Origin of the sequence: Rubellimicrobium rubrum, assembly GCF_006152115.1 — a bacterium.
In the GTDB taxonomy this organism is placed as follows: domain Bacteria; phylum Pseudomonadota; class Alphaproteobacteria; order Rhodobacterales; family Rhodobacteraceae; genus Rubellimicrobium; species Rubellimicrobium rubrum.
The window spans coordinates 11,735-37,328 of sequence record NZ_VDFU01000016.1; the positions used below are offsets into that span (position 1 = coordinate 11,735).

A 25,594-nucleotide genomic window follows, 5' to 3' on the forward strand; every position below is an offset into this window, starting at 1 on the left:
GTCTACTCCGCCGCCTGCTGCGCCGCGCGGGCGGCCGCATGGCGGTTGACCGGGAAGGGCAGACCCAGGTTCCCGCGCAGGGTGCGTGCCTCGTAGGCCGTTCGGAACAGGCCGCGGCGCTGAAGCTCCGGGATCACGAGGTCCACGAAGTCCTCCAAGCCAGTCGGCAGCCACGGCGGCAGGATGTTGAAGCCGTCCGCACCCTCGTTCTCGAACCACTCCTGGAGCGTGTCAGCGATGCTCTGGGGCGTGCCGACCACAGTGAAGTGGCCGCGGGCCGAGGCCACGTGCTGGTAAAGCTGGCGGACGGTGAAGCCGTTCTCGTCGGCAATCTGCCGGATCAGAGCCTGTCGCGACTTCATGCCCTCGGTCGGGGCGACATCGGGAAGGGGGCCGTCGAGGTCCACGCCGGTGAGGTCCAGCGTGCCGCCAGTAAGGGCCTTGAGAAGCGCAAGCCCGTCCTCTTCGAGGATCAGGGAGGTGAGCCGGTCGTACTTGGCCTGCGCCTCGGCCTGTGTGCGGCCCACAAAGGGCGACACGCCGGGCATGATGAGGATGTGGGCGGGGTCCCGGCCCAGGCCCCGCGCGCGCGCCTTGATGTCGCGGTAGAACTCCTGCGCCGTGTCGAGCTTCTGATGCGCCGTAAAGATCACCTCGGCCGTCGCTGCGGCGAGTCCGCGCCCATCGTCGGATTGGCCGGCCTGCACGATCACGGGATGCCCCTGAGCCGAGCGCGGGATGTTGAGCGGTCCCTTGACCTTGAAGTGCTCACCCCGGTGATCGGTCGGGTGGACCTTGACGGGGTCGAAGAAGCGGCCCGATTCCCGGTCGCGCAGGAAGGCGTCGTCCTCGAAGCTGTCCCAGAGCGCCTTGACGACCTCCACATGCTCAGCCGCCCGGCGGTAACGGGTGGCATGGGGAAGCTGCTGGTCCAGGTTGAAGTTGTGGGCCGCCGCCTCTGTCGCGGTGGTCACCACATTCCAGCCCGCGCGCCCGCCCGAGATGAGGTCGAGCGAGGCGAACTTGCGGGCGGTGTTGTAGGGCTCCTCGTAGGTCGTGGAGGCCGTGGCGATGAAGCCAAGATGCGTCGTGGCCGTGGCGAGGGCCGCGAAGAGCGTCACCGGCTCGAAGCCCGCGACCTTGGCGTTCCCGCCCTCGACGCCGCCGCCCATGCTGACGGACAGGTTATCGGCGAGAAAGTAGGCGTCGAAGAGGCCGCGCTCGGCGGTCTGGGCGAGGCGCTTGTGGAACTCGAGGCTGGTGGCCCCGTCCACTGGCTGGTCGGGGTGGCGCCAAGAGGCAATGTGCTGGCCGCCGCCGGGAAGAAAAGCGCCAAGACGGATCTTGCGGGTCATGGAGGTCTCCTTGGGATGTGCGAGATCGGTCCCCGGAACGCAGGTTGCGCGCCGCAGGTGGTCCGACGTGATGGGCTCGGGTTAGGGGTTAGGCGCCGACGGCCAAGGCGGCGGGAGCTTGCGCGCCGAGCCAAGGCGCGAGTTGGTCCACCGCCCGGTCGATGCGGGCGAGGAGCGCGGGAGACGCTGGGACGCCGTCCACGAAGTCCGCCGCTCCGGCATAGATGCCGGTGGGTAGGGTGGCGGCCTCAAAGAAGCCGAAGAGCGGGCGCAGGTGGTGCTCGACCACCAACGCATGCTTCTCCCCGCCGCCGGTGGCAGTGAGGAGCACGGGCTTGCCAGCCAGCGCCGTGGGTTCGACCAGGTCGAAGAGGTGCTTGAAGAGGCCGGTGTAGCTGCCCTTGTAGACCGGCGTCCCCACCACCAGGGCGTCGGCCGAAAGAATGCGGTCCAAGATCGCGCGAGCGCTTCCCTCAAGCCCCTCCAGTGTCCGCGCCTGCCCGAGCGAGGGGCCGAAGTCGTTGAGGTCGAAGACCTCATGGCTGGCGCCGAAACGCGCCGCCGCCCGTGTTCCGACAAGAGTCAGAAGCGCACGTGTCCGCGACGGCGTGCTCCAGCTTCCGGCTATTCCTGCAATACGTATGACCATGGGCTGGCTCCGAATGACGACTAACTTAGTAGACATTTAACGTCCGGGATCGGGTGTTGGCCATTCCAAAGATGCTGCCGTTGAGAGAATATCCTTGCTGCGGGTCCGACCTGTCGAAGGAGCGCTCTCCTCTTCACCATCGGTAGCCGGCCCTGGAACCGATCCGACCCGATTCAGGATGCGCTCGGCGAGCCGAGCCGCCTGCGACCGGATGTCGGGAATCGCCGTGATCTCCCAGAAGGCCGCGCGCGAGGCTGGCCCCATGGCGAAGAGCCGGCCGCTGGCGCTCCCGTCAGCGCGCAAGACGGCGCAGTCGGGGCCCACGTCGAGGCCGACCCGCAATGGGTCGACCCGCGCCTCGCCCGAGGCGAGCAGGCCCGCGATCAGAGGTGTCGCGTGCGCTTCGGGGTCGCGGCGGACGCCCCGGCAGTCGATGATGCGCGAGACGGGAAGCTCCCGGTGCCGCCCATCCGGCCCGGCGATGTGCGCCAGAAGGCGGCCCTCGGGCGTGAGGACCGCCTTCTCGAATTGGCCGCGCAGGAGCTGCAGCCGCGCATCGCTCCGCGCCTTGGCGAGGCGCTCGTGCGAGGCTGGGGGCATGCGGTGCCGATGGACTTCCCAGTAGGCGCTTGCGTGGCGCAGAAAGGTCCGACGCGAGGTCGGCGGCAGCGCGCGCCAGATCGCCTGGAGATGCGGCCGCAGCCCGTCCACTGCGTCGCGCCAGTCGCCGCCCGCCTCTTCCCGCGCTTTCGCCTGCGCCCGGAGCCAGCGCATGAGGCTGGCGATGCGCATGGGCCGGGGCAGGTCCTCAGCACAGAAGAACATCGGCTCAGTTGGGCGGTGGACCTGGGGCAGGAGCCGGTGGCGCGAGATGGCAATGATCTTGCCTTCCTGCCCGGCTGCCAGCAGCGAGAGCACCTGATCCACCATGGTCAGGCCGGAGCCCACGATCAGCAGGCGCCCATCGCAGGGGCTGGCCGGCGCAGCCCAGGGCTGGCTCAGGCCTGAGGCCTGCGCGGCCGCCGGCAGGGCGTGGCCGGTGGCCAGCACAGCGAGGTCGGCCTCGACGCGTTCGCCCCCGGCCAGGTGCGCTGTCACGCCCCGGGGGGCCACCTCGAGGTGAAGACACTCGGACTGCCAGCAGGTCAGGGCCGGGGTCTCGCCCCAAGGGTCGAGGACGGACTGCATGTAGCGCCCGTAGATGCCGCGCGGCACGAAGCCCTGCGGGTCGGCGAAGCGTTCGCCATCTGCGCGGAGCCACTCAAGGAAATGCTCCGGCTGATCGGGATAAGCTGACATGTTGGCGACGCGGGTGTTGAGGAGATGCTGCGGGTCGGGGGTGGAATAGGCCACGCCGCAGCCCAGCATGGCGCCCCTCTCCAGGATCGTCACCGCGACCTGTCCCTGGCCTTGCCGCAAGAGTTGGGCCGCCAGCAGGACGCCGCTCGCCCCGCCTCCGACGATCAGGACCCGCAGCCCCGGCGCGGGCGGCTGACCGGCGACGGGATGGGTCATCATCACCATGGGACGGCTCCGAGTGCGAGAAGACAGAAGGTCTCCAGGACCAGCGCCCCAAGAAGCCAGCGGCTCTCCCGATGGTCGGGCATGCCTTCAGCCTTCCCCGCGAGGAGCCTCGCGAGGTCGGGGTCGGTGACGCAGCAGAACATGCGGAAGCCTCCGTGAAAGGGTCAGGACTCGTCGGATGGGATGGGCAGGGCGGTCGTGTGTGAGACGCGTTCCAGCGCGAGCTGCGAACTTACGTTCTTGAACTCGACCGCTGCAACGAGCCGCCGGTAGAAGGCATCAAAGGACGAAAGATCGCGGACCACGACCTTAAGGAGGTAGTCGGCCTCTCCCGCCGTGCGCCAGACCTCCACGATCTCGGGCAAGGCGGCTGTGGCGCGGTCGAAGGTGTCGCGCCAGGCAGAAGTATGGTCCATGGCCGCGACGGACACGAAAGCGGTAAGCCCCAGGCTCACCTTGCTTGGGTCCACAAGGGCGACCCGTTGAGTGATGACGCCAGACTGCTCAAGCCGCTGGACGCGCTTCCAGCAGGGTGTCTGCGACAGGCCCACACGGTCGGCGAGCCGGGCAAGCGAGATTGTGCCGTCAGCTTGCAGCTCCCTGAGGATACGCCGGTCGATCCGATCAAGCCGTATGGCTCGGTCCTCGTGGCCCCCCGTCTCCGCCGACGCCTGCCGCTCTGGGGCAAGCCCGCGACCGTCGGCCGATAAGAGTGAAACGTTCATGGACACACCTCCGTAGCTGCCACGGTATAAAACACGAGTTCATTAGTAGAGATTTTCAAGGGAAGAATTTTCTCTCCTAGGAGGTGAGCGGAAGCCAGCCAACAAAACGCCCGGCCGCTCCGTCAACGGTGCAGCCGCGTATGATCAGTCGAGAGACGGCAGCACTGCAGAACAGCTGGCAGAGACGGCCGTTGAGTGGGACAAATCTTTCGAATCGCCCGCCTGTCGGACTTGGCGAGCGACCGGACATTGTTGGAGAAGTCGCGGCGAGGTGGTGAGTGTGGTGAAGATCGAGGTGCAGGTGCGTGCGAGGGACCAGCTGGCGAGTTCCAGAGCCGCAACCTCAAGGCTCGGTAACCATCCTGCTCCGACGTGACCCAACAGTATCCATTCGTAGTCTGGACACCGCTGGCAGTGCCCATCTGGATTGCCAGGCTGACCCCGGCTGGCCCCGGAGCGTTCGGTACACAGTGGGCCGCGCCACGGAGAACAGCGCGGCCAGGTCGCTGATGCTGTTGTCCCCACTGTCGTGCACCCGCCGCAGTTTCTTCTACTGGCGATCCGACGGCTTGGGCTGCTTGCCCCGGAGCCGGCCCTTGGCCTTGGCGAGGAGCATGCCTTCCCGGGTGCGCGGTCGGATCAGGTCCGCCTCGAACTCGGCAAAGGTGGCCAGGATGCTGAAGACCATGCGCCCCATGGGATTGTGAGGGTCGTGGACGCTGGAGCCGAGCTGGAGGCGCACCCCGCGGCGCAGGAGTTGGTCGGCAATGGCGCGGGCATCCGGGACCGAGCGGGCCAACCGATCGAGCCTGGGGACCACCAGCGTGTCCCCCGCCCTCACGGCCGCGAGCGCCTGATCGAGACCGGGGCGGGCCCGGTTGGTTCCTGACAGACCATGATCGGTGTAGATGCGGTCGGAACCAGAGGGGGTGCATCGGCCGTCAAGGTGTCCGCAAAGACCCCCGTCACTGAGACGATCACCGTACCAGCGATGTGAGGCAGCGTTCTACCTGCTCCCGCAAGGGGCTATCCAGCCCACATGGCCCGGCGTGGCTCTGAATCCGTAGTCCTTTCGGCCTTCAGCGCAATCCTGCCGGCTCGGTCGGCTCAGTCGCCTCATCGTTGCATAGGTTAGAGCGCAGGGGACCGGCGCATGATTTGGCAAACAGAAAAGTGCTCTCGGGGGACGCCGTTCGCAAAGGACCCTCGAGTGACCTTTCACCCCCGTGCAACCCTGGCCACGCGCCATCCGCCCTGCTCCTTGACCCATGCGGCCGATCCCGACGAGATGGTCTTTGAAGGCGATGTGCTGGCGCTTCGGCCCGCCCTTGCGGCCTTTGCGCGCCGCCTCACCCGCCAGGAATGCGAGGCTGAGGACCTGGTGCAGGATACCGTCCTGCGTGCCCTTGTGGCCCAGCACTGCTTCACGGCAGGCACCAACCTGAAGGCTTGGCTCTTCACCATCATGCGCAACAGCTTCAACACGCGCTGGCGCCGCTCGCAGCGGGAGGTGCTAACCGGCCCTGAGCTCATCGAATTGGCCATGACCACGCCCGCAACCCAGGAGGGCACCCTTTGGGCGCGCCAAGTGATCGAGCAGCTTCTGCATCATCTCTCGCCGGCGCACAGAGAGATCCTGATCCTGGTCCCCGTTCAGGGTGTCAGCTACGAGGACGCAGCGCGCCTGTGCAACTGCTCGGTGGGCACGGTGAAGAGCCGCCTCAACCGGGCAAGGGCCGCCCTTGTGGCTCTGACAGGGGCCGAGGAGCACGGGTGAGGTCGGCCCAGCGGGCCAGGGACGCTGACTGGGCGTGAAGGCCTATCTGTGGGCGCGACCCCTCGTGGATCTGATGCGAATGCAGGGCGCACAAGCTGTGGGTCGCCCCTCCAAGCCCCTCACGGTAAGGCCAGCGATTCAGCTGGCGTTGACCCTGGCAAGCCGTGCGCGTTTGTTCACCTGATGGAGGTAGTTCGGGTCGAACTCGGCGAACTCCATCAGCCTGTCCAAGTCATTCACCACCATGCGCTTGCCTTCCGTGGTGATGAGGCCCTCTCCCCGCAATTCCTGGATCATGCGGTTGGTGTGAACGCTGGAAATCCCCATGACGTCCCCAAGTTCGTCCTGCGTCAAAGGCAGCTCGAAGCTGTCGTCCTTGCTCAGGCCAACCGCCCTCATCCGCAGCAGCATCTCACAGATGAGGTGTCCCAGCCGCTGATTGGCCGGGCGGTGGCCCGTGGTGACCAGCCACTCGCGCAGGATCGCCTCATCCAGCAGGGTGGCCCACCACAAGGCTCGCGTCAGGCGCTCGCTTTGCTTGAGCATGGTCTGGATCGCGTCGCGCGGCAGCAGCGCAATCCGGCAAGGCGAAAGCGCCTTGAGGGAGTGGTCCATCTCGTCCAGGAGGGCGACGTGAACGTCACACAGGTCCCCGGGGATGAGGAAGGCCAGGATCGGCTGGTCCCCGTTGGGCAGAGACTTGTAGCGAGCTGCCCAGCCTTTCATCACCAGATGCACGTTCTCGGGCCTGTCGCCTTCGTGGATGATGTCCTCACGGCGGTCGAACACCCGGACATCGCGGACCGCGTTCCTGAGCAGCCGCTTGTCCTCCTCGGTAAGCTGGATGAACTGCTCGAGCTTCTGGATGAGTGCGTCGGTCCCCATGCGTGGTCCTCCGGGGCTTCGGACGTGCCTTGGCCCGAATGCCTTAGGCTGCCACGTTAGTCCGCAGGCAAAGCCAGTGTCACCAGGAGAATGGTCGCGAGGTGCGCCCAGGCCTTCCGCGCCTACACGGTCCCGCCCGTGCCGCTCACGGTGATGCGGCACACGGTTGAGCCCTGCTCGTCGGTGACAAGGACCCACCATTCAGGCGTGGGCCAATCGCTGTCCCGATGATCCCGCAGCATTTCACCGGCCTCGGTCATCGCCATCGAGCGGGCTTCCTCGGGACCGGCAAGATCAAGGCCCGTGGTGTCCGGGGCGGGCTTGCTGTTCTGAACGGTGAAAAGGTAGCGGGGCATGGCTCGGTCCTGATCGCGTTGCTGGATGCGGCGACCTCAAGGCTCTACTCGGCAGCACCCGGCATGTTCCATGGCCGGGCGCCAGGTCAGGCCGCCGCCTTGGCCTATCGTGCCGGGTCAACGAACCCTCAGGCCGCCTTGGCTGTGGGCAGGTGGAGATAGTCCGCCCGGAAGTCTGCCAGCGTCACGAGGGCTGGCCAGTTGTGGATCGTGAGGCGGCCCTTCCCGAAGCTGATGAGGCCCTGCTCCCGGAGGGCTTGGAGCGTGCGGTTGACGTGGACAGGCGACATGGCCGTCATCTCGCTCAGGTCGGCCTGGGTGACCGGGAACGGGCAGGTCCCATCCTGGCCCAAGCCCGCCTCCTCTGACCGGAGCAGGATCTCGCAGCACAGATGCGCCATGCGGCTATCGGCCTGCCGTTGGCCCACGTTGACCATCCACTCGCGGTAGATGGCGCCCTCGACCAGGGTCGTGCGCCACAGGTCCTCGCCCAGGCGGGGATGCTCGCGGTTGAGCGTCCGCAGGTCCTTGTGGGTCATGAAGGCCAGGCGGCAGTCCGAGACAGCCCAGATGTCGCTGTCGAGGTGCTTGAGAAGGAGCGTGTGCAGGTCTGGCCCGTCGCCCCGGATGTGCAGCGCCATGATCTGGCGCTTGCCGCCTGCGACCACCTTGGAGGTGCAGGCCACCCCCTCCATGACAAGGCAACTCCGGGAGTGCTTGTCGCCCTCTCGGGAGATCATCTGGTCGGCCTTGAACGCGACCGACTCCACCGGGATGGCGCGGACCGCCTCGGCCTCGGCCTCGGACAGGACCAGAGTGCGGGCGAGCTTGGAGAGCAGGGGATGGCCGGCGGGCATGAGGCAGCTCCACGCGTGAGAAGGGCGGGAGCGCAGTCGCGTCTCTCAGTCGCCGAAAGGCCTGAAGCAGAGCCGACGATGTGACCCTCCTAGGGCTGCCAGAGCCCGAGGGCACTAATCTATGTGAGTAACACCCCGGTCATTGCAGCCCCACCCTCGCCGAAACGCCCCTGCGTCAGCGGATATCCTGGCCGCTCACCGATCGGGCCTGATCCATGTCATATCTCCTCGCCCTCCCTCTCGCCCATCAACGCACGTCGTCTCCTCTCAGGAGGGCTCAGGATGCCGCTGCACGATCCGCTGCCAGTGTCGGCGCACATCGGCTTTGATAGGGGTGAGCAAGGGTGACACCATCGCGTGCTGCGGCTACATCGCAGGAATGCACGTTCCTTTTTCCCGTCATGTTGCCCTGACCGAGCCGTTGGCGCGCTTTTCCGATGGGCAGGGTGCTACTGGACGCTACGCCACAGCCAGCGAAGTCGTCAGAACCGCCCAGCGGCTCCTGATGGGGCGGGAGGTCGCACTCCCTCGGGCCGCAGGCGAGGCGGGTCCACTTCATGGATGATGCGGTCCGGCCGTTGGGGGGCGAGCTTGCGTTCTTCGTGGGCGGCGGCCAGATGGGCGCGCTCATGCGCACGCACGATTGGTCGGCCTCACCCCTGGGTTGGCCTTCAGACTGGCCGCAGTCGCTGCGCTCGGTGGTGGGACTGCTGCTCGGCTCGAAGTTCCCGATGTTTGTGGCCTGGGGGCCAGAACTCGGCTTCCTCTACAATGACGCCTATGCCGAGATCTTAGGGGCCAAGCACCCGGACGCGCTGGGGGCTCGCTTTCACGACATCTGGTCGGAAATCTGGCCGGACATCTCGCCCCTGATCGACGCGGCGTTGGCCGGCGAGGGAACTTACCGCGAGGACCTCCCCCTTGTGGTGAATCGTAAGGGTTTCGACGAGCAGACCTGGTTCACCTTCAGCTACTCGCCCGTGCGGGACGAGTCCGGGCGCGTGGCCGGCATGTTCTGCTCGGTCGCAGAGACGACCGCGCGGGTGCTGGCCGAACGCCGCACCGCTTCCGAGCGTGAGCGGCTCGCGGGCATGTTCGAGCAGGCACCAAGCTTCATGGCCATGTTGCGGGGCCCCGAGCACATCTTCGATCTCGTTAATGCCGCTTACATGCAGCTCATCGGCCACCGCGACGTGCTGGGCCAGCGCGTGCGCGACGCGCTCCCCGAGATCCAAGGACAGGGCTTCTTCGAGTTGCTGGACAAGGTCTACGCCGCGGGCGAGCCGTTCGTGGGCCATGCCCTGCCGGCGGACCTCCAAAGGACGCCGGGCGGCCCGATCGAGCGCCGGTTCGTCGACCTTGTCTACCAGCCGATCAAAGATGCGGCCGGCGCGGTCACCGACATCTTCGTGGACGGCTCGGACGTCACCGACCGGGTGCAGTCCGAGACGGCACTCACTGAGCGCGAGCAGGAGTTGCGGACCCTGACCGACGCCTTGCCGGTTCTGGTATCCTACATCGACGCCGAGCGCCGCTATCGCTTCGTTAATAAGATCTACGAGACCTGGTTTCTCCGCAGGCGCGAGGACATCGTGGGCAAGACCGTGCGCGAGGTGGTGGGCGAGGCCGCCTATGCCAAGGTCGCTCAGCACATGGACAATGCCCTCCGGGGCGAGCGGGTGACGTTCGACCAGTTCATGCCCTATGCTGACACAACAGGCCGGCACATCGAAGTCGAGTTCATCCCGCGCAAGGCGCCGGATGACAGGATCGAGGGCTTCTACGCGCTGGTTCAGGACGTCACGGCCCGCAAGGTAGCCGAAGCGGCGCTGCACGAGCTGAACGAGACGCTGGCGCAGCGGGTTGCCGAGCGGACGGCCGAGCGCGAAGCCTTGGCACGCATTGTCGAGACCACCGGGGCCTCAGTGCAAGCGCTCGATCTCGAGTATCGCTGGACTGCCATCAACGAGGCCGCAATCCGCGACTACCAAGACCTCTACGGGGTGCGCCCCAGCGTAGGGGCCTCTCTTCGTGATCTCCTGGCAGGGCGGCCCGACGAGTGGACTGCGGCCAAGGCGGCTTGGGACCGGGCGCTCGGGGGCGAGAGCTACAGCGAAACGGCCGAGTGGGGCGGTGCGGAGCGCGAGCGTCGCGTCTACGAGATGCGCTTCGAGGTGCTGCGGGACGGGGCCGGAGAGGTAACGGGCGCGTTCCTGACCGGGAACGACGTCAGCGACCGCGTGCATGCGCAGGCAGCACTCGCTGAGGCGGAGGCGGCACGCCGGGCCACCGACGCATTGTACCGTGCCTTCTTCGAGAGCACGCCCGAGGCGCTCTTCGTCATCGGCGTCGAGCCCGACGGTGGCTTCGTAGTCGAGGAGATCAACCCGGCCCACGAGGTGAGCTTAGGCTGGAAGGCCGAGGACATCCGCGGCCGGCGCATCGCGGACATCCTGCCGCCAGACCTCGCCGACCAGGTGCAGGCGCACTACCGCCGCGCGATCGAGACTGGCGAGATCGAGCAGTGGCGCGAGACCTACGAGTTGCAAGGCGAGGCGCAGCACTGGGACAGCTCGCTGGTGCCGCTCAAGGGATCCGACGGCCGCGTCGTGCGCCTCCTGGGCTCAAGCCGCAACGTCACCCGCCAGGTCACGACCGAGGACGCGCTGCGCCAGAGCCAGAAGATGGAGGCCATGGGCCAGCTCACCGGGGGCGTGGCTCACGACTTCAACAACCTCCTCACCCCGATCGTGGCGGTGCTCGACCGCTTGCGGCGGCGTCCCTCTGGCGACGAGCGCGAGCAGCGGCTGATCGAGGGAGCTGCGCAGTCCGCCGAACGGGCCCGCACGCTTGTGCAACGCCTGCTGGCCTTTGCTCGGCGTCAGCCCTTGCAGCCCACGGCCGTGGACGTGGGCTCCCTCCTGCGCGGCATGACCGATCTGGTGGCGAGCACCACCGGCCCACAGATCCGGGTGGCGCTCGAGGTGGCCCCGGACCTGCCCCCGGCGCGCTCGGACGCCAATCAGCTCGAGATGGCCATTCTGAACTTGGCCGTGAACGCACGCGACGCCATGCCGGACGGCGGCACGCTGCGCCTCAGCGCCCTAGTGGAGGAGGTGCGAGGGCCGGGCGCCGTGCGCCCCAGGCTCCCACCCGGCCGCTACGTGCGCCTGTCGGTGGCCGACACTGGCACCGGCATGGACGAGGCGACGCTCGCCCGCGCTGTGGAGCCTTTCTTCTCGACCAAGGGCGTGGGCAAAGGCACGGGGCTCGGGCTCAGCATGGTGCATGGCTTGGCTTCCCAGCTCGGCGGGGCCCTCGAGATCCGCAGCCGACCGGGACTGGGCACCCATGTTGAACTCTGGTTGCCCGAGAGCCGCGAAGCAGCGGGAGCCACCCCGGCGATCCCAGCGCCAGGGCCAATAGGACGACGCGGCACGGTGCTTATTGTGGATGACGAGGAGACCGTGCGGCTTTCGACGGCCGACATGCTGGGCGAGTTGGGTTTCCGGGTTGCAGAGGTCGCCTCCGCCGAGGAGGCTTTGCGTCTCGTGGAGAGAGGCACGCCGTTCGACCTCCTGATCACCGACCACCTCATGCCGGGGATCAACGGCTCGGACCTGGCGCGGCGGCTCAAGGCGTTGCGGCCAAGCCTGCCAGTTCTCATCATCTCGGGCTACGCTGAGAGCGAGGGGATCGAGCCCGACCTGCCGCGGCTGTCCAAGCCCTTCCGCAAGGATGAACTGGAGGTCGCCTTGGTCGAGCTGATGGGCGCTGGTTCGGCCTGAGAACGAGCCCGAAATCGCCAACAAGCCATGGCCACAACCCGTGAGGCAACACTGTGTGTCAACCACGCAGACCGTGTGAGGACGCTTCTGGCGCCGAGCGACAGGGAGCTTTGGACTCTTGGTGACGGCGGTGACCCGCTTTCGGCTGCTGTGAGCCCGGAGAGCAGACTGGGCGATCAGGAAACGCCTTGGGGGTCGCCAGCCACAGCAATGGGGGTGTGCCGTACCCCCTTTGCTGCGGCGATCAGGCCGGGCGCGCCGACCAGGCTGATCGCGCGACGGATGTTGGTGGGGAGCGCCGTCAGGCTGAACTCGCCGCGGACGCATCCCGGCCGGCGCATCAGGAAAGCGCCCTGGTGCATCCATTGCTTGATCGAGCCGGCCGGGTGCTCGACGCAGGTGCGGCGCTGGTCGAGGATCTCCGGGCGGGCGGCGAGCCGCGCGGCCATGCGGTCGAGCACGGCCTCGTTCTCCGGGCGCGAGACATGCCGGGTGGTCTTGGTGCAGCGCGGTCGGAGCTGGCAGGCCCTACAGGCTTCTCGGTTGCTGGTGTCGACCTTCACGTTCTCTCGCGAGCGTCCGCGCCGGAGCGTCTGACCACCGGGACAGGAGAAGGTGTCCGCTCCAGGGTCGAACCGGAACGCCCCCTTGGGGGAGAAGCCCTCCCGCACGGACCGGCCGCGCACCGGCTTGGGACCATAAGGCGTCACCCCCCACCGCCTCGCAGGCTTCGACGTCCTCGATCTTGAAGGTGCCCCGGGCGGCGACGGCCTCGATCCGCTCCACCCCGAGCGCCTCCATGGCGGCGCTCGCGGTCGCAGCCAGCAGGCCCATGTCGACGACCTGGCTGTGGACTTCCTGTTCGGCGATCAGCTTGTGCTTGGCGTCGACCACGACCTGGACGTTGAAGCCCACGCCCACCTGGGTCATCCGCGCCATGGCCCGGCTGTCGGGATCGTTGAGCCAGATCTGATCCTCGTTGGTGCGGTCCAACTCCTCCAGGAGCGCCTTGTGCCGCTCGCGCTTGCCCCGGACGGCCGCAAGCTTCTCGACCAGCCGGGGATCCTTGTGACTGGGGCCGCGGCCGCCAGTGTTCGCCTCGTCCTCGTCAGCGTCGCCCTCGTCCAGGCGCTTCAGATACCTAGCCAGCTTCTCGTCCGCTTGCTCAACGAACGTGGTCAGCGCCGCCCGGATGACGTTGCGGTCCTTGTTGTTGACCGCCTTGATGCGGGTGCCGTCCACCGCCACGAGCTCGCGCCCGAACACGCGCATCCAGCCCGCCTGCGCCTGCCCAGGCAACCGCCTCGTTGGCGGCAAAGGTCGCCACGGCCGTCGTGCCTTCCTCCACCGTGGTGGTCGACGCCGTCGCACCCCGAGGGACCGGTGATCTGCGGCGCGGCGGTATCCTCCACGGTGACCCGCGAGGAAGATCAGGGCCCCCGTGGCCGGGTCCATCGCAAACCGGCCCTGGTCCGGGCCGCCGGTCATCGCCTAGGTCACGCCTTCGCTGGCCGCGAAGGTGTGGATTGCCGTGACGCCCTCGTTCACCGACTTGGCCGAGGCGGTCGCCCCGGCTCCGCCCGAGGGTCCGGCGATCCGGGGAGCGTTCTCGTCGCGGTCGAGGACCGATACTGTCACCGTCTGCTGGCTGGCGTTGCCGCCGACGTCGGTGGCCCCGATGATCAGGATGTAGGTGTTGTTCGTGTCCGCGTCGGTCGGCTGCTCATAATCGGGTGCGATCTGGTGGCCGATCTGCCGGGGTTGCGGGCCCAGGTCACCGAGCTTTGGGGTCGTGCCTTGGCCGGCCAGGAGTTCGTGGTCGTGGAGGAGTTCGGGGGCGTCGCCCGGGAGCGCGTGGGCTACGAGATCCGATCTGACGTGCTGAGAGACCGCAACGGCCGACAGATCGGGGCGACACAAACGGCCCATGATGCGACGGATCGCGTTCGTGCTCAGGCAGAACTCGAGCAGGCGCGGGAGGCGCTGCGGCAGAGCCAAAAGATGGAAGCCATGGGTCAGCTCACGGGCGAGGTGGCGCACGACGTCAACAACTTGCTTACACCCATCGTGGGCAGTCTCGACCGGCTCCAGCGCAACGGGGTCGGTGACGAGCGGGATCGTCGGCTCATCAATGGGGCGATGCAGTCGGCCGAGCGCGCCGCGACCCTCATGCAGAAGCTCCTGGCCTTCGCACATCGTCAGCCGCTCCAGGCCGCTGCAGTCGACTTAGGGACTTTGGTTCGGGGCATGGCCGAGCTCGTTGCCAGAACCTCGGGACCGCATGTCCGTCTCGAACTCGACCTCGCGCCAGAATCGAAGACTTCCCTATAAATCTACGCGACCATAACCGTTTTCGCGCAATTGGGGTGGGATCCGTATCACAGATCCTGAGCGCCAAAGACCTGCTGATGGGATGTAGTAGCCTCGCTGATGGACGGGTAGGCCAGCGAATTCGGCGCAGTCGGACCGACACACGAAGCACCAGTCGGCGCAGTGCGTCGCTTCTTGCTTCGGCCCGTGCCGGGTCCGGCGGGATCGCCGCCCTAAGGAAACGTGGGCTCCTATGGCATGCAGGGAAATCCACGATGACCAAGAGCCGCTACCTGACCGTGTAGGGGGCCGCAGCACGTCCCCACAGTTCCGTTTCGTGCATTTGGCGCCGCAGGCGTTCCGGCAACGTGGCCGCGCCACGACGACCTCCCGACCATCGGTCCAGCGCGCGCTGGACCGATGGTCGGGAGCGTATGGCCGCCAACCTGGAGTTCAGCGCGGCCTAACGTAGCGCCAGCCGCACCGCAGGACGACAATGCCGTGCCGCCATCTAGGAGCGGCCAAGGCACGCTGCGCCCGCCGCAGCCGTCTGGTTCGCCCTGCCTTGAAGGGCAGGGCGCGGTTCAGGCCGGCGCCTCGACCAGGATCTTGATCTGCGACTTTTCGGCGACCAAGGCATCGAAGCCGTCGCGGACGATGTCGTCGAGGCGGATCCGCTTCGTGACGAGCTTCTCGGCCGAGAAGTAGCCCCGCTCCATGAGCGACATGACGGCCGGATAGACGTTGCGGTAGGCGATGGTGCCCTTGATGTCGCGCTCGCGCAGGACGACCGTGTTGGGCTGGAAGCTGGCTTCGGACTCCCAGATCGAGACGACAAGGGTTTGCCCTTCGTAACGCGTGGCGTTGATCGCCTGGGGCAGGACGGCAGGGACGCCCGTGACCTCGAACGCGACCTCGACGCCGGTGGTCGTCCGCTCCCGGATCGCCTGGACCGGATCACCCGCGCCTGGGTCGAACGCGGCCGTCGCGCCAAGGTCCAGGGCCTTGCGGCGCCGCTGCTCGGACGGCTCGACGACATGGATTTCGGACGCGCCTGCGATCCGCAGCGCCTCGACCACGAGGAGCCCGATGGGGCCTGCCCCGAAGACCGCCGCCCGGTCGCCGGCCTTGAACCGGCTGATCCGCACGGCGTGGAGCGCTACGGCCGCCGGCTCGACCAGCGCGCCCTGTTCTATGGACAAGCTGTCCGGCATCTTGTGCACCATGCGGGCCGGGACCACCGAATAGGTGGCAAACCCGCCATGGCCGCCCGAGAGGCCCACGAAACCCAGATGTTCGCACAGGTTGTACTTGCCGTCCCGGCAGGGCGGACAGGCGTCGCAGGCGAAGATCGGCTCGATCGCCACGCGGTCGCCGATGGCCAGCCCGTCGACGCCCTCGCCGAGTTCGGTCACCGTGCCGCAGTATTCGTGCCCCATCGTGATGGGCGCCTTGCCGTGGCTCAGCGGATGCTCGGCCTGGACCGGCACGAAGATCGGGCCGGCGAGGTATTCGTGCAGGTCGCTGCCGCAGATGCCCGTCCAGGCGACCTTGATCTTGACCTGCCCGGGTCCGGGCGCGGGCTCGTCGATGTCCTCGACGCGGATGTCCTTGGCGCTATGCCAGCGTGCTGCTTTCATGATTGGTCCCGTCGCTTGCAAGAGGGTGGCGCGCCCCCGGGTAGGAGGGGGCCCGGGCGCGCGGGTCGGCCGCGTCAGCTCAGGTGATGCACCGGCTGGAGGCCGTAGACGGGTGTCGGCAGGCCCTCCATCCGCGCCTTGAGTTGCAGGGCGAGGTACTGCGAATAGTGGCGCGACTGGTGCAGGTTGCCGCCGTGGAACCACAGGTTCTCCTGCTGGGTGGGCTTCCACATGTTGCGCTGCTCGCCTTCCCAGGGGCCCGGGTCCTTGGTCGTGTCCGAGCCGAGGCCCCATACCTTGCCGACCTTGTCCGCGGTCTCGGGCCCGATGAGGTCGGCGACCCAGCCGTTCATCGAGTTGTAGCCCGTGGCATAGACGATGAGGTCGGCCTCGAGCTTGGTGCCGTCGTCGAGGATCAGGCCGTCCTCCACGACCTCGGCCACCTGCCCGCGCTTCAGCTTGATCTTCCCGTCGATGATGAGCTGGCTCGCGCCCACGTCGATGTAGTAGCCCGAGCCGCGGCGGAGGTACTTCATGAACAGCCCCGAGCCGTCGTCGCCCCAGTCGAGCCAGAATCCGGCATCCTCGAGCCCCTTGTAGAAGGCCGCGTCCCGCTCCTTCATCTGGTCATAGAGCGGGATCTGGAACTCGTGCATGATCCGGTAGGGCAGGGAGGCGAAGATCAGGTCGGCTTTTTCGGTGGTCACGCCGGAGCGCAGGGCCTCCTCGGAGTAGAGCGCGCCCAGGCCGATATCCATCAGGGTGTCGGACCGCACGATATGCGTGGACGACCGCTGCACCATGGTCACGTCGGCGTCGGCCTCCCAAAGCGCGGCGCAGATGTCGTGGGCGGAGTTGTTCGATCCCACCACGACCACCTTCTTGCCCGCCCACCGGTCGGGGCCGTCATGCTCGGAGGAATGCTGCTGGACCCCCCTGAACCGGTCCATGCCCGGAAAGCTCGGCATCCGCTTCTTGCCCGACATGCCGGTCGCCATGATCAGCTGCTTGGGGCGCAGCACGACCTCCTGGCCGTCGCGGTCGAGGACGACCGTCCATTCCTTTGTCTCCTCGTCGAACTGGGCCGACTTGGCGGTGGTCCGCGTCCAGTAGTTCAGCTCCATGACCTTGGTGTACATCTCGAGCCAGTCGCCGATCTTGTCCTTGGGGGCGAAGACGGGCCAATTCTCGGGGAACTTGATGTAGGGCAGGTGGTCGTACCATACGGGGTCGTGCAGGCAGAGCGACTTGTACCGCTTGCGCCAGCTGTCGCCGGGGCGGTCGTTCCGCTCCACGATGATGGTCGGCACGCCGAGCTGGCGCAGCCGTGCGCCCAGCGCGATGCCGCCCTGTCCGCCGCCGACTATGAGGCAGTAGGGCTGCGTCTCGTAGCCCAGCGTCGCCAGCTCGTGTTCGCGCTCCTCCTTCCACGTCCGGCGGTTCCTGTCCGCGCCGTGCCGGGCACCCAGCGGCCGGGTAAAGCCGCGCGCTTCCTCGTGGCCCTTCAGCTCGGACATGGTGGTGAGCAGCGTCCAGATCCGGCCGTCCTTAAGCCGGATCAGCCCATAGCCGCGGGCGAGCTCGGTCTCGAACCGGATCCAGGCGGTCGTGACGCCGTCCGCCTCGGTCGGCATCTCGCCGTCCGCGAGCCGCCAGTTGCGCGGCTTCGCGGTGGACAGCTGATGCGTCAGCATGTCCTCGACCTGGTCCGGTCCTTCGACGGTCTTGAGGTTCCAGGTGAAGGTGACGAGATCGCGCCAGTAGCACTGATCAAGGAACATCGCCTTGGCTGCTGCGATGTCGCTGCGCTCCAAAGCTTCTCCAAAGGTTTCAAGAAACGCCTGGACGTAATGGGTGTCGGTCGAGTCGAGCATGCAGTCCTCCCTTTCCCGTTCTTGTGGGTCTCCCTGGGGAAAGACTGCCAGCGACCGTCGGCGCGTGACTACGTCTTAGTGGGCGGGATGCCGGATTTTCGCCCGGCAAGGCGGCCCGGCGTTGCACGCGCAACGGACACGCAACAGGCCCGCAGCGCAGGCGTCATCCGGGCGCCAGGAGGCTCGCCTTGCGCGCGCGCCGCAGCACGGTGGAGCGGTTGACGCCGAGCCGCCGGGCCGCCTGCGACATGTTCCCGCCGCAGGCTGCCAAGATGGTTTCAAGATCGTCCACCGTCGCCCCGGCCTGCGGGGTCGTGGCCGGCTCCGGTAGGTCCGGCAGGTCGATGACCTGCCCTACGGCCATCGACACCGCTACATCCAGCACCGCGCCGAGTTCGCGGATGTTGCCCGGCCAGGATCTGCCCTTCAGCTCCGACCTGGCAGCGTGCGACAGGCGGAGGTCGTCGGCGCTCCTACGGCGAAGGAGGCGGTCGAGCAGCCAGTCAGAGTCGGCGCGTAGGCGCAGCGGCGGCAGCGGCAGGACCGCGCCGGCCAGACGGAAGAACAGGTCGTCGCGCAGCCGGTCCCGCAGGGCGCCCGGGTCCGAGCGGGTCGAGGCGATCACCCGCAGGTCCGAGCGGCGGTCAAGCAGCGCCAGCAACTGGGCCTGTGCGCTGGGCGAAAGGTCCTCCACCCCCTGCAGGAACAGCGTGCCGGGCGCCGCGCCTGCGAGATGGCCAAGATCGTCGTGCCCGGCGCAGCGCACCGTATGAAGCGCCCGTCCCTGGGTCGCGCTGACATGGATCGCGCGCGCCAGGGTCTCTTTGCCGGTCCCGGTCTCGCCCACGATCAGGAGCGGCACCGACGTCCTGGCAAGGCGCGCCGCCTTGGCGAGCAGGTGCTGGAGCGTGGGGTCCGGGCCCGCAAAGCTTGCGAACGCTCCCCCCGGCACAGCGGGGCTGCGGTGATGGGCGCTGTGACGCGCCGCCTGAGGCGCGATGGCATGGCCGAACAGGCCGCGGCCGTCCTTGAGCCAGAGCAGCCGTTCCTCGGTCGGGCGACCGCGCATCAGGTCGGGCAAGCTATCCACCGTCAGCTCCATCCAGTCGTCGATCCGGGTGCCGATGGGGCTTCCCTTGCCATCGGGGATCAGGGCGCGGCGCGCTCCGGTGGTCATCCCGATGATCCGGCCGGTTCCATCGAGAGCCACAGCGGCGTCCGGATCGACCTCGAGGAACTCCGGGTTGGTCGAGAAGCGCAGGACCCATTCATGCCGCGTCGTTGCCATGAGGTTGGCCATCTCCACCCGGCGGGCGGACGCGGTGACAAGGCTCATGGCAAGGTTCTGCGACGCCTTGCGGGACGGAGAGCGCAGGAGCGAGATGTCGAGCACGGCCGACAGCTCGCCCTTGGTGTCGTGGATCGGGGCCGCCGTGCAGGACAGCTGCGTGTGCGCCAGCCCGAAGTGGTCCGTCTGGTGGATCGTGACCGCCTCGCCCGTGACGATGCACGACCCGACGCCGCAGGTTCCCGCCAGGTTCTCCGACCAGTCTGAACCGAGATAGAGACCGGCCTGCCGCAGTTCCTCTGTGGAGCGGGGATCGCCGAAGAAGTCGACGCAGACACCATGGGCATCGGCCACCAGCAGCACGTAATCCTGGCCCATCACCTGCCGGAACAGGGTCTGCAACCCTGATCGTGCCGTGGCGATCAGCCGCTCGGACTGCTCGCGGTGTTCCCGCAGCTCGGCATCGGTGACGATGTGCGCTGGGTCCGGGCGCGTCGGGTCCATGCCATAGGTCTCGACGCAGCGCCGCCAGCTTTCCGACACCAAGCTGTCACGACCGGTCTGCTGACCGCGCAGGACGCGGTCGATCTCGTTCAGGTGATCGATGTGGGTCACGTCGCCTCCTCCCTGGCGATGACCCAAGGATACAGGATCTGGATCGGTTCGGGCAGTCCGACGTTGATCGCAGATCGCTCGGCACCGGACAGGAGGGCTTAAAGGCCGGCGTACCAGTCGTAGCCCCGCTCCTCCCAGTAGCCGCCCTTGTCCGACAGCGCCGGGACCACTTCGATGCCCGACAGGTACTTGGCCATCTTGTAGCCAAGCTGCCGCTCCACCCGGAGCCGCAGGGGCGCGCCGTTGCGGACGGGAAGGGCCACGCCGTTCATGCCATAGGCGAGGATGGTCTGCGGATGCAGGCTGTCGCGCAGGTCATGGCTTTCCCAATACCTGATGCTGCCGCTCAGGCCCCGTTCGATGGTGTCCATGGACCGGAAGTAGACGAAGCGGGCCTTGGAGGTCGGTCGGGCAAGGCTCAGGACATGCGACAGCGGCACCCCGGTCCATTCGGCGATGCAGGACCAGCCCTCGACGCAGTCATGCCGGGTGATCTGGGTGCGCGACGGCATGGCCATCAGCTCGGCCAAGGACAGCGACAAGGGCCGTTCCACCGCGCCGCTCACCGTAAGCCGCCAGTCGGTCCACGCATTGGCGGCCAGCGCCTGATAATCGGCGTCCGACGGGTTGGTGGTGCCATTGGGCCGCATCCCCTGCCGGATGTCGGCCCGCGTGTATTCCGGTGCGAGCGCATCCCCCGCCGCCAGCTGCTGGGCCTTGTGGGTCAGGCGGTTGGCGCCTTCCATGACGTTCCTGAGCGGATGGTCGACGGCGCTCAGCCCATCGAGCACCTTGCAGCCGGACAGCAGGGCCGGCGTGGCGAGAAGGCCGCCGAGCAGCAGGCGGCGGGTCGGGTCAGCGGTCATGGGCGTCCCCTTCAGGGTCGATGCGGTACCAGCCGGTCACGATCGAGCGCAGCTCATTGAGCGGCCCGGCGAGCAGGATCATCAGGATGTGGACAAGGAAGAACAGCACGAGGAGGAGCATGACGGCGAAATGGACCGTCCGCGCCGACTGCCGCCCGCCGAACAGGTCCAGGAGCCACGGCGCTGCCGCGTTGAAGGACGGCGACATGCCCAGCCCTGTCAGGATCATCAGCGGCAGGAGGACGAACAGCACCCCCGCATAGGTCAGCTTCTGGACGACGTTGTAGGTGCGGGTCCGGTGCAGCCGCAGCCGCGCGTGGTTGAGCACGTCGCCCGGCAACGCCCGCAGATCCGAAGGCGTGGGCAGCAATTCGCGCCAATGGGCGTTGAGCAGGCTGGCCATGAGCCACAGGGCCAGCGTCCCCACGAGAACCCACGCGAAGAAGAAGTGGATCACCCGTCCGGTGCCGAGGTCGTGGTGAGAGGGGATCGTGGCCCAGCCCGGAAACCCGTGCGCCCGGCCGCCCGAAGCACCAAGGAGTCCGGTTGTCTCGAACTCCCAGCCCAGGAGGTAGGTGACCCCTTCCAGCCCTTCTTCACCCTCGCGCGAGCTGATGGCGAGAAGCGCATTGTTGTACTCGAAGCCAGATTCCTGCCCCCAGTACAGCGCCGGGTGGGCGTTGAAGATCTGAAGACCCGTCAGCAGCAGGAAGAACAGCGACACCGCCCAGACCCAATGCGTGATGCGGGTCATCAGCGTCTGGCGATAGACGAGCGGTCCCCGAGCATGGGCTGTGGTGTCCATGGTGCCGCTTCCTTTCCAGCTTATGGGTGTCGCGTTCTGTGCAGGAGACACGAGCCGGGGCGGCAACAAGTTTCAGACGCGTGGGGGCCCCCGGTTCGGCAGGGTGGCCGAGGGGCAGGGCGGGCACCTGAGCTCCGCGCCGCAGGGGTTAATGACGGGGGCAGGCTATGCCCGATCAAGTTGCCATGCCACGCGGCGGATTGGAGATCCCCGCCCGTTCAGCAATCTTCTTCGGTGGTGCTGAAACTTCTGCCCTCTGACCTCCGTGGCTTCGGGTGTCGCCGGTGAGACCGGTTGCAGACCCCTTCGCAAGGAGACACGCCCATGAAGACGCTTCTCGCCTCCACCGCTCTTGCCATGCTGGCCGGCGCTGCCTTTGCCCAGGAGAACCCGATGGTCGGGGGCGCCGAGATGCCGGCGACCAACGATATCGTCACGAATGCGCTAAACTCGGCCGACCACACCACGCTCGTGGCCGCCGTGCAGGCTGCGGGGCTTGTGGAGACGCTGCAGGGCGAGGGACCCTTCACCGTCTTCGCGCCGACCAACGACGCCTTTGCCGCCTTGCCCGAGGGCACGGTCGAGACCCTCCTGCTGCCCGAGAACAAGGAGCAACTCACCCAGGTCCTGACCTGCCATGTCGTGGGCGCAGAGGTGATGTCCGCCGCGCTGGCCGAGATGATCGCGGCGGATGGCGGGTCGCATCCCGTCGAGACGCTGGGCGGCTGCACACTGACCGCGGCCATGAACGCGGCGGGTGACGGCATCACGTTCACCGATGAGAACGGCACCGTGGCCAACGTCACCATCGCCGATGTCGATCAGTCGAACGGGGTAATTCATGTCGTCGATGCGGTGCTGACCCCAGCCTCCGCCGAAGCGTCCGACACGACCGAGGGCGCCATGGCCGACCAGCCCGAGGCGACGGTCACGGCCGAGGCGCCCGCGGACGACACGGGCGGCAACCCGATGGTGGGCGGCGCGGCCATGTCCCCCAGCATGACCATCGTCGAGAACGCGGTGAACTCGGCCGACCACACGACGCTGGTTGCCGCCGTGCAGGCCGCGGGCCTTGCCGAGACCCTGTCAGGCGCGGGCCCGTTCACCGTCTTTGCGCCCGTCAACGCCGCCTTCGACGCCTTGCCGGCCGGCACGGTGGACACGCTCCTGCAGCCCGAGAACAAGGACCAGCTCACCAAGGTTCTTACCGCCCATGTGGTGCCCGGCACCCTGGATGCCGGGGCCCTTGCGGCCCAGGCGGACGCGGACGGGTTCGTGCACTTGCAGACCGTGTCGGGCGACGCGCTCAGCGTGCAGATCCGACCCTCGGGCAACGCTTATGTCTTCGATGAATCCGGCAACGTGTACCGGGTCACGATCGCCGACGTGATGCAGTCGAACGGCGTGATCCATGTCGTGGACGGAGTGCTGCTGCCAGCCTCCTGATAGTCGGGACGCCTCGCAGGCAAGATCGGTCGCGGACCGTCCGTCAGGGCGGTCCGCGAACCGGAGCCTGGCCTCGCACACCTGAACGGCTGGGCGGCCTTTCCTGAGCGGTCACGCACTTCGCGGCGGTGTCGCAGTACCTTTCACAAGCTAAGCATTCCCGTCACCGACACCACACGACGCGTCGTTCGCCAAGCGTTTCAAGCTGATCCCTCATGGCTGAACTGCGCTTGCCGGGCCGAGCTGCCGCAAGCCTGTGGGCGTCCGGCGATGGTTCCTCACAGCGGCATCTGGCTGCCGTCAGCCAGCCCCGTTCAGGCCCTGACCCTTTCTCCCTTCGGGTCGTACATCGCCGTCAGGCTCGGCTCGGCGTCGACAAGGCAGCCGGCCACCTCGATCTGGTATCGCGAGGCCATCATCTCGGCCCCCGTTTCGCCGCGGACCATGCAGGGCACGTATCCCAGACCGACAGCACCGCCCAAGGCATGGCCGTAGTTGCCCGAGGACAGTTGGCCTACGATGTGGCCGTCCCGCAGGATCGGCTCGTTGTGGAACAGGAGCGGCCGTGGGTCGGTCAGGCGGAACTGCACCAGCCTGCGGGACAGCCCTGCCTCGCGCTTCCGCAGGACCGCCTCGCGGCCGATGAAATCGCCCTTGGCGGTCTTGACCGTGAAGCCCAGGCCCGCTTCCAGCACATGATCCTCGTCGGTGATGTCGTGGCCCCAGTGGCGGTAGGCCTTCTCGATGCGGCAGCTGTCCATCGCGTGCAGGCCGCAGAGCCTGAGGCCCAAGGGCTCCCCCGCCTCGACCAGCGTCTCCCATACATGCGCGGCCTGATCCGTTGAAACGTACAGCTCCCAGCCCAGCTCGCCCACATAGGTGACGCGGTGGGCGCGGGCGAGGCCCAGGCCGATCTCGATCTCCTGCGCGGTCCCGAACGGGAAGGCCACTTTGGAGAAGTTGTTGGGCGATACGGCAGCAAGGACGTCGCGTGCCTTGGGACCCATGAGCGGCAGCACCGCCTCGGCGGCTGTGACATCGGTGATCACGGCGAGGTCATCCCGGAGGTGCCGCCGAAGCCACGCCAGATCGCGCTGCAGAGTGGCCCCGGGCACCACGAGCAGGAACGCCGTCTCGGACAGGCGCGTCACGGTGAGATCGCTCTCGATGCCGCCCTGCCGATTCAGCATGGGCGTGTAGACGATGAGGCCCACGGCCACGTCGATCTGGCCTGCGCAGATCCGCTGGAGGAACGGCAGCGCGCCGGGCCCTTCCACGCGGATCTTGCCGAAGGAGGACATGTCAAGAAGGCCCACGCCGGTGCGGAGCGCCATGTGCTCCTCGCGCTGGTTGTCGAACCAGTTCTGCCGGCCCCAGGAGTAGCGGTATTCGCGCTCCTGGCCGTCACGAGCGAACCAGTTCGCGCGCTCCCAGCCCGCGGCCTCGCCGAACACGGCTCCGCGCGCTTTCAGGTGTTCGTGCAGCGGGCTGCGACGCACGCCCCGCGCCGTCGCGGGCTGTCGGTAAGGGAAGTGGTCGGCATAAAGCAGGCCCAGCGTCTCGGTCACGCGCTCGCGCAAATATCGCCGGTTCCTCTGGAACGGCTGCGCCCGGCGGATGTCCACCTCCCACAGGTCGAAGGGCGGCTCGCCGTCCTCCATCCACTGGGCGAGCGCCATGCCGGCCCCGCCCGAGGACGCAATGCCGATCGAGTTGTAGCCGGCCGCCACCCAGTAGCCCCGAAGCTCCGGCGCCTCGCCCAGGTAGTAGCGGTCGTCGGGGGTGAAGCTTTCCGGGCCGTTGAAGAAGGTGTGGATGCCGGCGCGGGCCAGCAGGGGCATCCGCGCCGTGGCCTTTTCCAGGATCGGTTCGAAGTGGTCAAAGTCCTCGGGCAACTGGTCGAACTCGAAGCTTTCGGGGATGCCCCCCATGCCCCAGGGCTTGGCCACCGGCTCGAAGGCGCCGAGCAGCATCTTGCCCGCGTCGGTCTTGTAGTAGGCGCATTCGTCGGGCACCCGTAGGACCGGCAGCTCCGTCAGCCCCTCGATGGCTTCGGTGACGATGTAGAAGTGCTCGCAGGCATGGAGGGGCAAGGTCACGCCGCTTTGGGCGGCCAGGTCGCGGCCCCACATGCCGCCGCAGTTGACGACCATGTCGGCGGCGATGTGCCCCGTCTCGTCGCCTTGCGCCCAATCGACGCCAGTCACGCGCCCTTCGGCCCGGGTGACTCCCGTGACCTTCACGCCCTCGGCAATGAGCGCCCCGCGCGATCGGGCCCCTTTGGCGAGCGCCAGCGCGATGTTCGCGGGATCGGCCTGCCCGTCCTTGGGAAGGTGAACGCCCGCGACTACGCCTTCGAGGTTCAGGTGCGGGTAAAGGTCGCCCACCTCTTGGGGCGAGAGTTCCCGCACCTCTACGCCGAAGGCTCGCGCCATGCTGGCCTGCCGGAAGATCTCCTCCCGCCGCTCCGTCGTCAGGGCCGTCGTGATCGACCCGCACTGCCGAAAGCCCGTGGCCAGCCCCGTCTCGGCCTCGAGCCGAGTGTAAAGGTCGGCCGAGTACTTTGCGAGGCGCGTCATGTTCTGGCTCGCGCGGAGCTGTCCCACGAGGCCCGCCGCATGCCACGTCGTCCCCGAGGTGAGCCTTTTGCGCTCTAGGAGGACGATGTCCGTCCAGCCCAGCCTGGCGAGATGGTAGGCCACCGAGCAGCCCGAGATGCCGCCTCCGATGATGACGGCGCGGGCGGATGAGGGCAGGGCGATCATGAGGTGACCTTTGGGCAGCGGGACGAGCGGGCGGCACGCTGTAATCCCGGTGGTGAAATGGCAACCGCG

General features: G+C 67.5%; 23 protein-coding genes and 1 pseudogene. 6 read left to right on the forward strand and 18 right to left on the reverse strand.

The genetic code is table 11. From position 1 onward, the window contains the following. Positions 1–2: 2 nt before the first annotated feature. The 6 genes from FHG66_RS13440 to FHG66_RS22300 form a co-directional block, all read right to left on the reverse strand. Positions 3–1,355: an LLM class flavin-dependent oxidoreductase gene (locus FHG66_RS13440; protein ID WP_139077573.1), complete on the reverse strand. Its 1,353-nt coding sequence runs from the start codon at positions 1,353–1,355 to the stop codon at positions 3–5. Positions 1,356–1,443: 88 nt separating this feature from the next. Beyond that, positions 1,444–2,004: an FMN reductase gene (msuE, locus tag FHG66_RS13445; RefSeq protein ID WP_139077574.1), complete on the reverse strand. Its 561-nt coding sequence runs from the start codon at positions 2,002–2,004 to the stop codon at positions 1,444–1,446. Positions 2,005–2,040: 36 nt separating this feature from the next. Then, positions 2,041–3,528 (reverse strand): FAD/NAD(P)-binding protein, encoded by a 1,488-nt coding sequence (locus FHG66_RS13450; RefSeq protein ID WP_139077575.1) that lies wholly within the window; start codon positions 3,526–3,528, stop codon positions 2,041–2,043. Beyond that, positions 3,522–3,671, reverse strand: a complete 150-nt coding sequence (locus FHG66_RS21620; RefSeq protein WP_176556247.1) for a hypothetical protein — start codon at positions 3,669–3,671, stop codon at positions 3,522–3,524. The genes FHG66_RS13450 and FHG66_RS21620 overlap by 7 nt, the downstream gene beginning before the upstream one ends. A 21-nt stretch (positions 3,672–3,692) precedes the next feature. Continuing rightward, on the reverse strand, positions 3,693–4,253 hold the full coding sequence (locus tag FHG66_RS13455) for an Lrp/AsnC family transcriptional regulator (protein ID WP_139077576.1): 561 nt from the start codon (positions 4,251–4,253) through the stop codon (positions 3,693–3,695). 550 nt (positions 4,254–4,803) lie between these two features. Then, positions 4,804–5,163 (reverse strand): recombinase family protein, encoded by a 360-nt coding sequence (locus tag FHG66_RS22300; protein ID WP_281282933.1) that lies wholly within the window; start codon positions 5,161–5,163, stop codon positions 4,804–4,806. 300 nt (positions 5,164–5,463) lie between these two features. Here FHG66_RS22300 and FHG66_RS13465 point away from each other — a divergent pair, with 300 nt between their 5' ends. Beyond that, a complete protein-coding gene (locus tag FHG66_RS13465; protein WP_218013851.1) occupies positions 5,464–6,030 on the forward strand; it encodes a sigma-70 family RNA polymerase sigma factor in 567 nt (188 codons plus the stop codon). Between the two features lie 138 nt (positions 6,031–6,168). Here the strand turns inward: FHG66_RS13465 and FHG66_RS13470 are convergent, their stop codons facing one another. The 3 genes from FHG66_RS13470 to FHG66_RS13480 all read right to left on the reverse strand — a co-directional run bounded on the left by FHG66_RS13470 (position 6,169) and on the right by FHG66_RS13480 (position 8,128). After that, complete coding sequence (locus FHG66_RS13470) at positions 6,169–6,915, reverse strand: Crp/Fnr family transcriptional regulator (protein ID WP_139077577.1); 747 nt, start codon at positions 6,913–6,915, stop codon at positions 6,169–6,171. Between the two features lie 122 nt (positions 6,916–7,037). Next, positions 7,038–7,271, reverse strand: a complete 234-nt coding sequence (locus tag FHG66_RS13475) for a DUF6894 family protein (RefSeq protein WP_139077578.1) — start codon at positions 7,269–7,271, stop codon at positions 7,038–7,040. A gap of 128 nt (positions 7,272–7,399) precedes the next feature. Beyond that, complete coding sequence (locus FHG66_RS13480) at positions 7,400–8,128, reverse strand: Crp/Fnr family transcriptional regulator (RefSeq protein WP_139077579.1); 729 nt, start codon at positions 8,126–8,128, stop codon at positions 7,400–7,402. 379 nt (positions 8,129–8,507) lie between these two features. Between FHG66_RS13480 and FHG66_RS22935 the strand changes: the two genes are divergently transcribed. Further along, positions 8,508–8,693: a ribbon-helix-helix domain-containing protein gene (locus FHG66_RS22935; protein ID WP_139077638.1), complete on the forward strand. Its 186-nt coding sequence runs from the start codon at positions 8,508–8,510 to the stop codon at positions 8,691–8,693. Beyond that, positions 8,686–11,916 carry a PAS domain-containing protein gene (locus tag FHG66_RS13490; protein ID WP_139077580.1) on the forward strand — a complete coding sequence of 1,077 codons (3,231 nt, stop codon included), beginning with the start codon at positions 8,686–8,688 and terminating at the stop codon, positions 11,914–11,916. The genes FHG66_RS22935 and FHG66_RS13490 overlap by 8 nt, the downstream gene beginning before the upstream one ends. A 176-nt stretch (positions 11,917–12,092) precedes the next feature. Here the strand turns inward: FHG66_RS13490 and FHG66_RS13495 are convergent, their stop codons facing one another. From FHG66_RS13495 to FHG66_RS22940, 3 genes are all read right to left on the reverse strand, one after another. Beyond that, on the reverse strand, positions 12,093–12,479 hold the full coding sequence (locus FHG66_RS13495) for a transposase (protein WP_246082600.1): 387 nt from the start codon (positions 12,477–12,479) through the stop codon (positions 12,093–12,095). Beyond that, on the reverse strand, positions 12,445–13,188 hold the full coding sequence (locus tag FHG66_RS22305; protein ID WP_246082601.1) for a hypothetical protein: 744 nt from the start codon (positions 13,186–13,188) through the stop codon (positions 12,445–12,447). The genes FHG66_RS13495 and FHG66_RS22305 overlap by 35 nt, the downstream gene beginning before the upstream one ends. 219 nt (positions 13,189–13,407) lie before the next feature. Further along, a complete protein-coding gene (locus tag FHG66_RS22940; RefSeq protein WP_218013853.1) occupies positions 13,408–13,554 on the reverse strand; it encodes a hypothetical protein in 147 nt (48 codons plus the stop codon). 177 nt (positions 13,555–13,731) lie between these two features. Here FHG66_RS22940 and FHG66_RS22945 point away from each other — a divergent pair, with 177 nt between their 5' ends. Then, a complete protein-coding gene (locus FHG66_RS22945) occupies positions 13,732–14,247 on the forward strand; it encodes a histidine kinase dimerization/phospho-acceptor domain-containing protein (protein ID WP_425471742.1) in 516 nt (171 codons plus the stop codon). Between the two features lie 563 nt (positions 14,248–14,810). Here FHG66_RS22945 and FHG66_RS13505 read toward each other — a convergent pair. The 5 genes from FHG66_RS13505 to FHG66_RS13525 all read right to left on the reverse strand — a co-directional run bounded on the left by FHG66_RS13505 (position 14,811) and on the right by FHG66_RS13525 (position 21,314). Continuing rightward, positions 14,811–15,866, reverse strand: coding sequence for a 2,3-butanediol dehydrogenase (locus FHG66_RS13505; RefSeq protein WP_139077583.1), 1,056 nt, complete (start codon positions 15,864–15,866; stop codon positions 14,811–14,813). 74 nt (positions 15,867–15,940) lie between these two features. Then, positions 15,941–17,740 (reverse strand): NAD(P)/FAD-dependent oxidoreductase, encoded by a 1,800-nt coding sequence (locus FHG66_RS13510; RefSeq protein WP_139077584.1) that lies wholly within the window; start codon positions 17,738–17,740, stop codon positions 15,941–15,943. Positions 17,741–17,903: 163 nt separating this feature from the next. Continuing rightward, on the reverse strand, positions 17,904–19,643 hold the full coding sequence (locus tag FHG66_RS13515) for a sigma-54-dependent Fis family transcriptional regulator (protein ID WP_139077585.1): 1,740 nt from the start codon (positions 19,641–19,643) through the stop codon (positions 17,904–17,906). 98 nt (positions 19,644–19,741) lie between these two features. Continuing rightward, on the reverse strand, positions 19,742–20,509 hold the full coding sequence (locus FHG66_RS13520) for a molybdopterin-dependent oxidoreductase (protein WP_139077586.1): 768 nt from the start codon (positions 20,507–20,509) through the stop codon (positions 19,742–19,744). After that, a complete protein-coding gene (locus FHG66_RS13525; protein ID WP_139077587.1) occupies positions 20,499–21,314 on the reverse strand; it encodes a cytochrome b/b6 domain-containing protein in 816 nt (271 codons plus the stop codon). The genes FHG66_RS13520 and FHG66_RS13525 overlap by 11 nt, the downstream gene beginning before the upstream one ends. 324 nt (positions 21,315–21,638) lie before the next feature. Between FHG66_RS13525 and FHG66_RS22315 the strand changes: the two are divergent. Both FHG66_RS22315 and FHG66_RS22320 read left to right on the forward strand, forming a co-directional pair. Further along, a pseudogene (locus FHG66_RS22315) lies at positions 21,639–22,184 on the forward strand (fasciclin domain-containing protein); the annotation flags it as partial. 33 nt (positions 22,185–22,217) lie between these two features. Beyond that, positions 22,218–22,760 (forward strand): fasciclin domain-containing protein, encoded by a 543-nt coding sequence (locus FHG66_RS22320; protein WP_246082609.1) that lies wholly within the window; start codon positions 22,218–22,220, stop codon positions 22,758–22,760. Between the two features lie 314 nt (positions 22,761–23,074). Here the strand turns inward: FHG66_RS22320 and FHG66_RS13535 are convergent, their stop codons facing one another. Then, a complete protein-coding gene (locus FHG66_RS13535) occupies positions 23,075–25,525 on the reverse strand; it encodes a GcvT family protein (RefSeq protein WP_139077589.1) in 2,451 nt (816 codons plus the stop codon). Between the last annotated feature and the right edge of the window lie 69 nt (positions 25,526–25,594).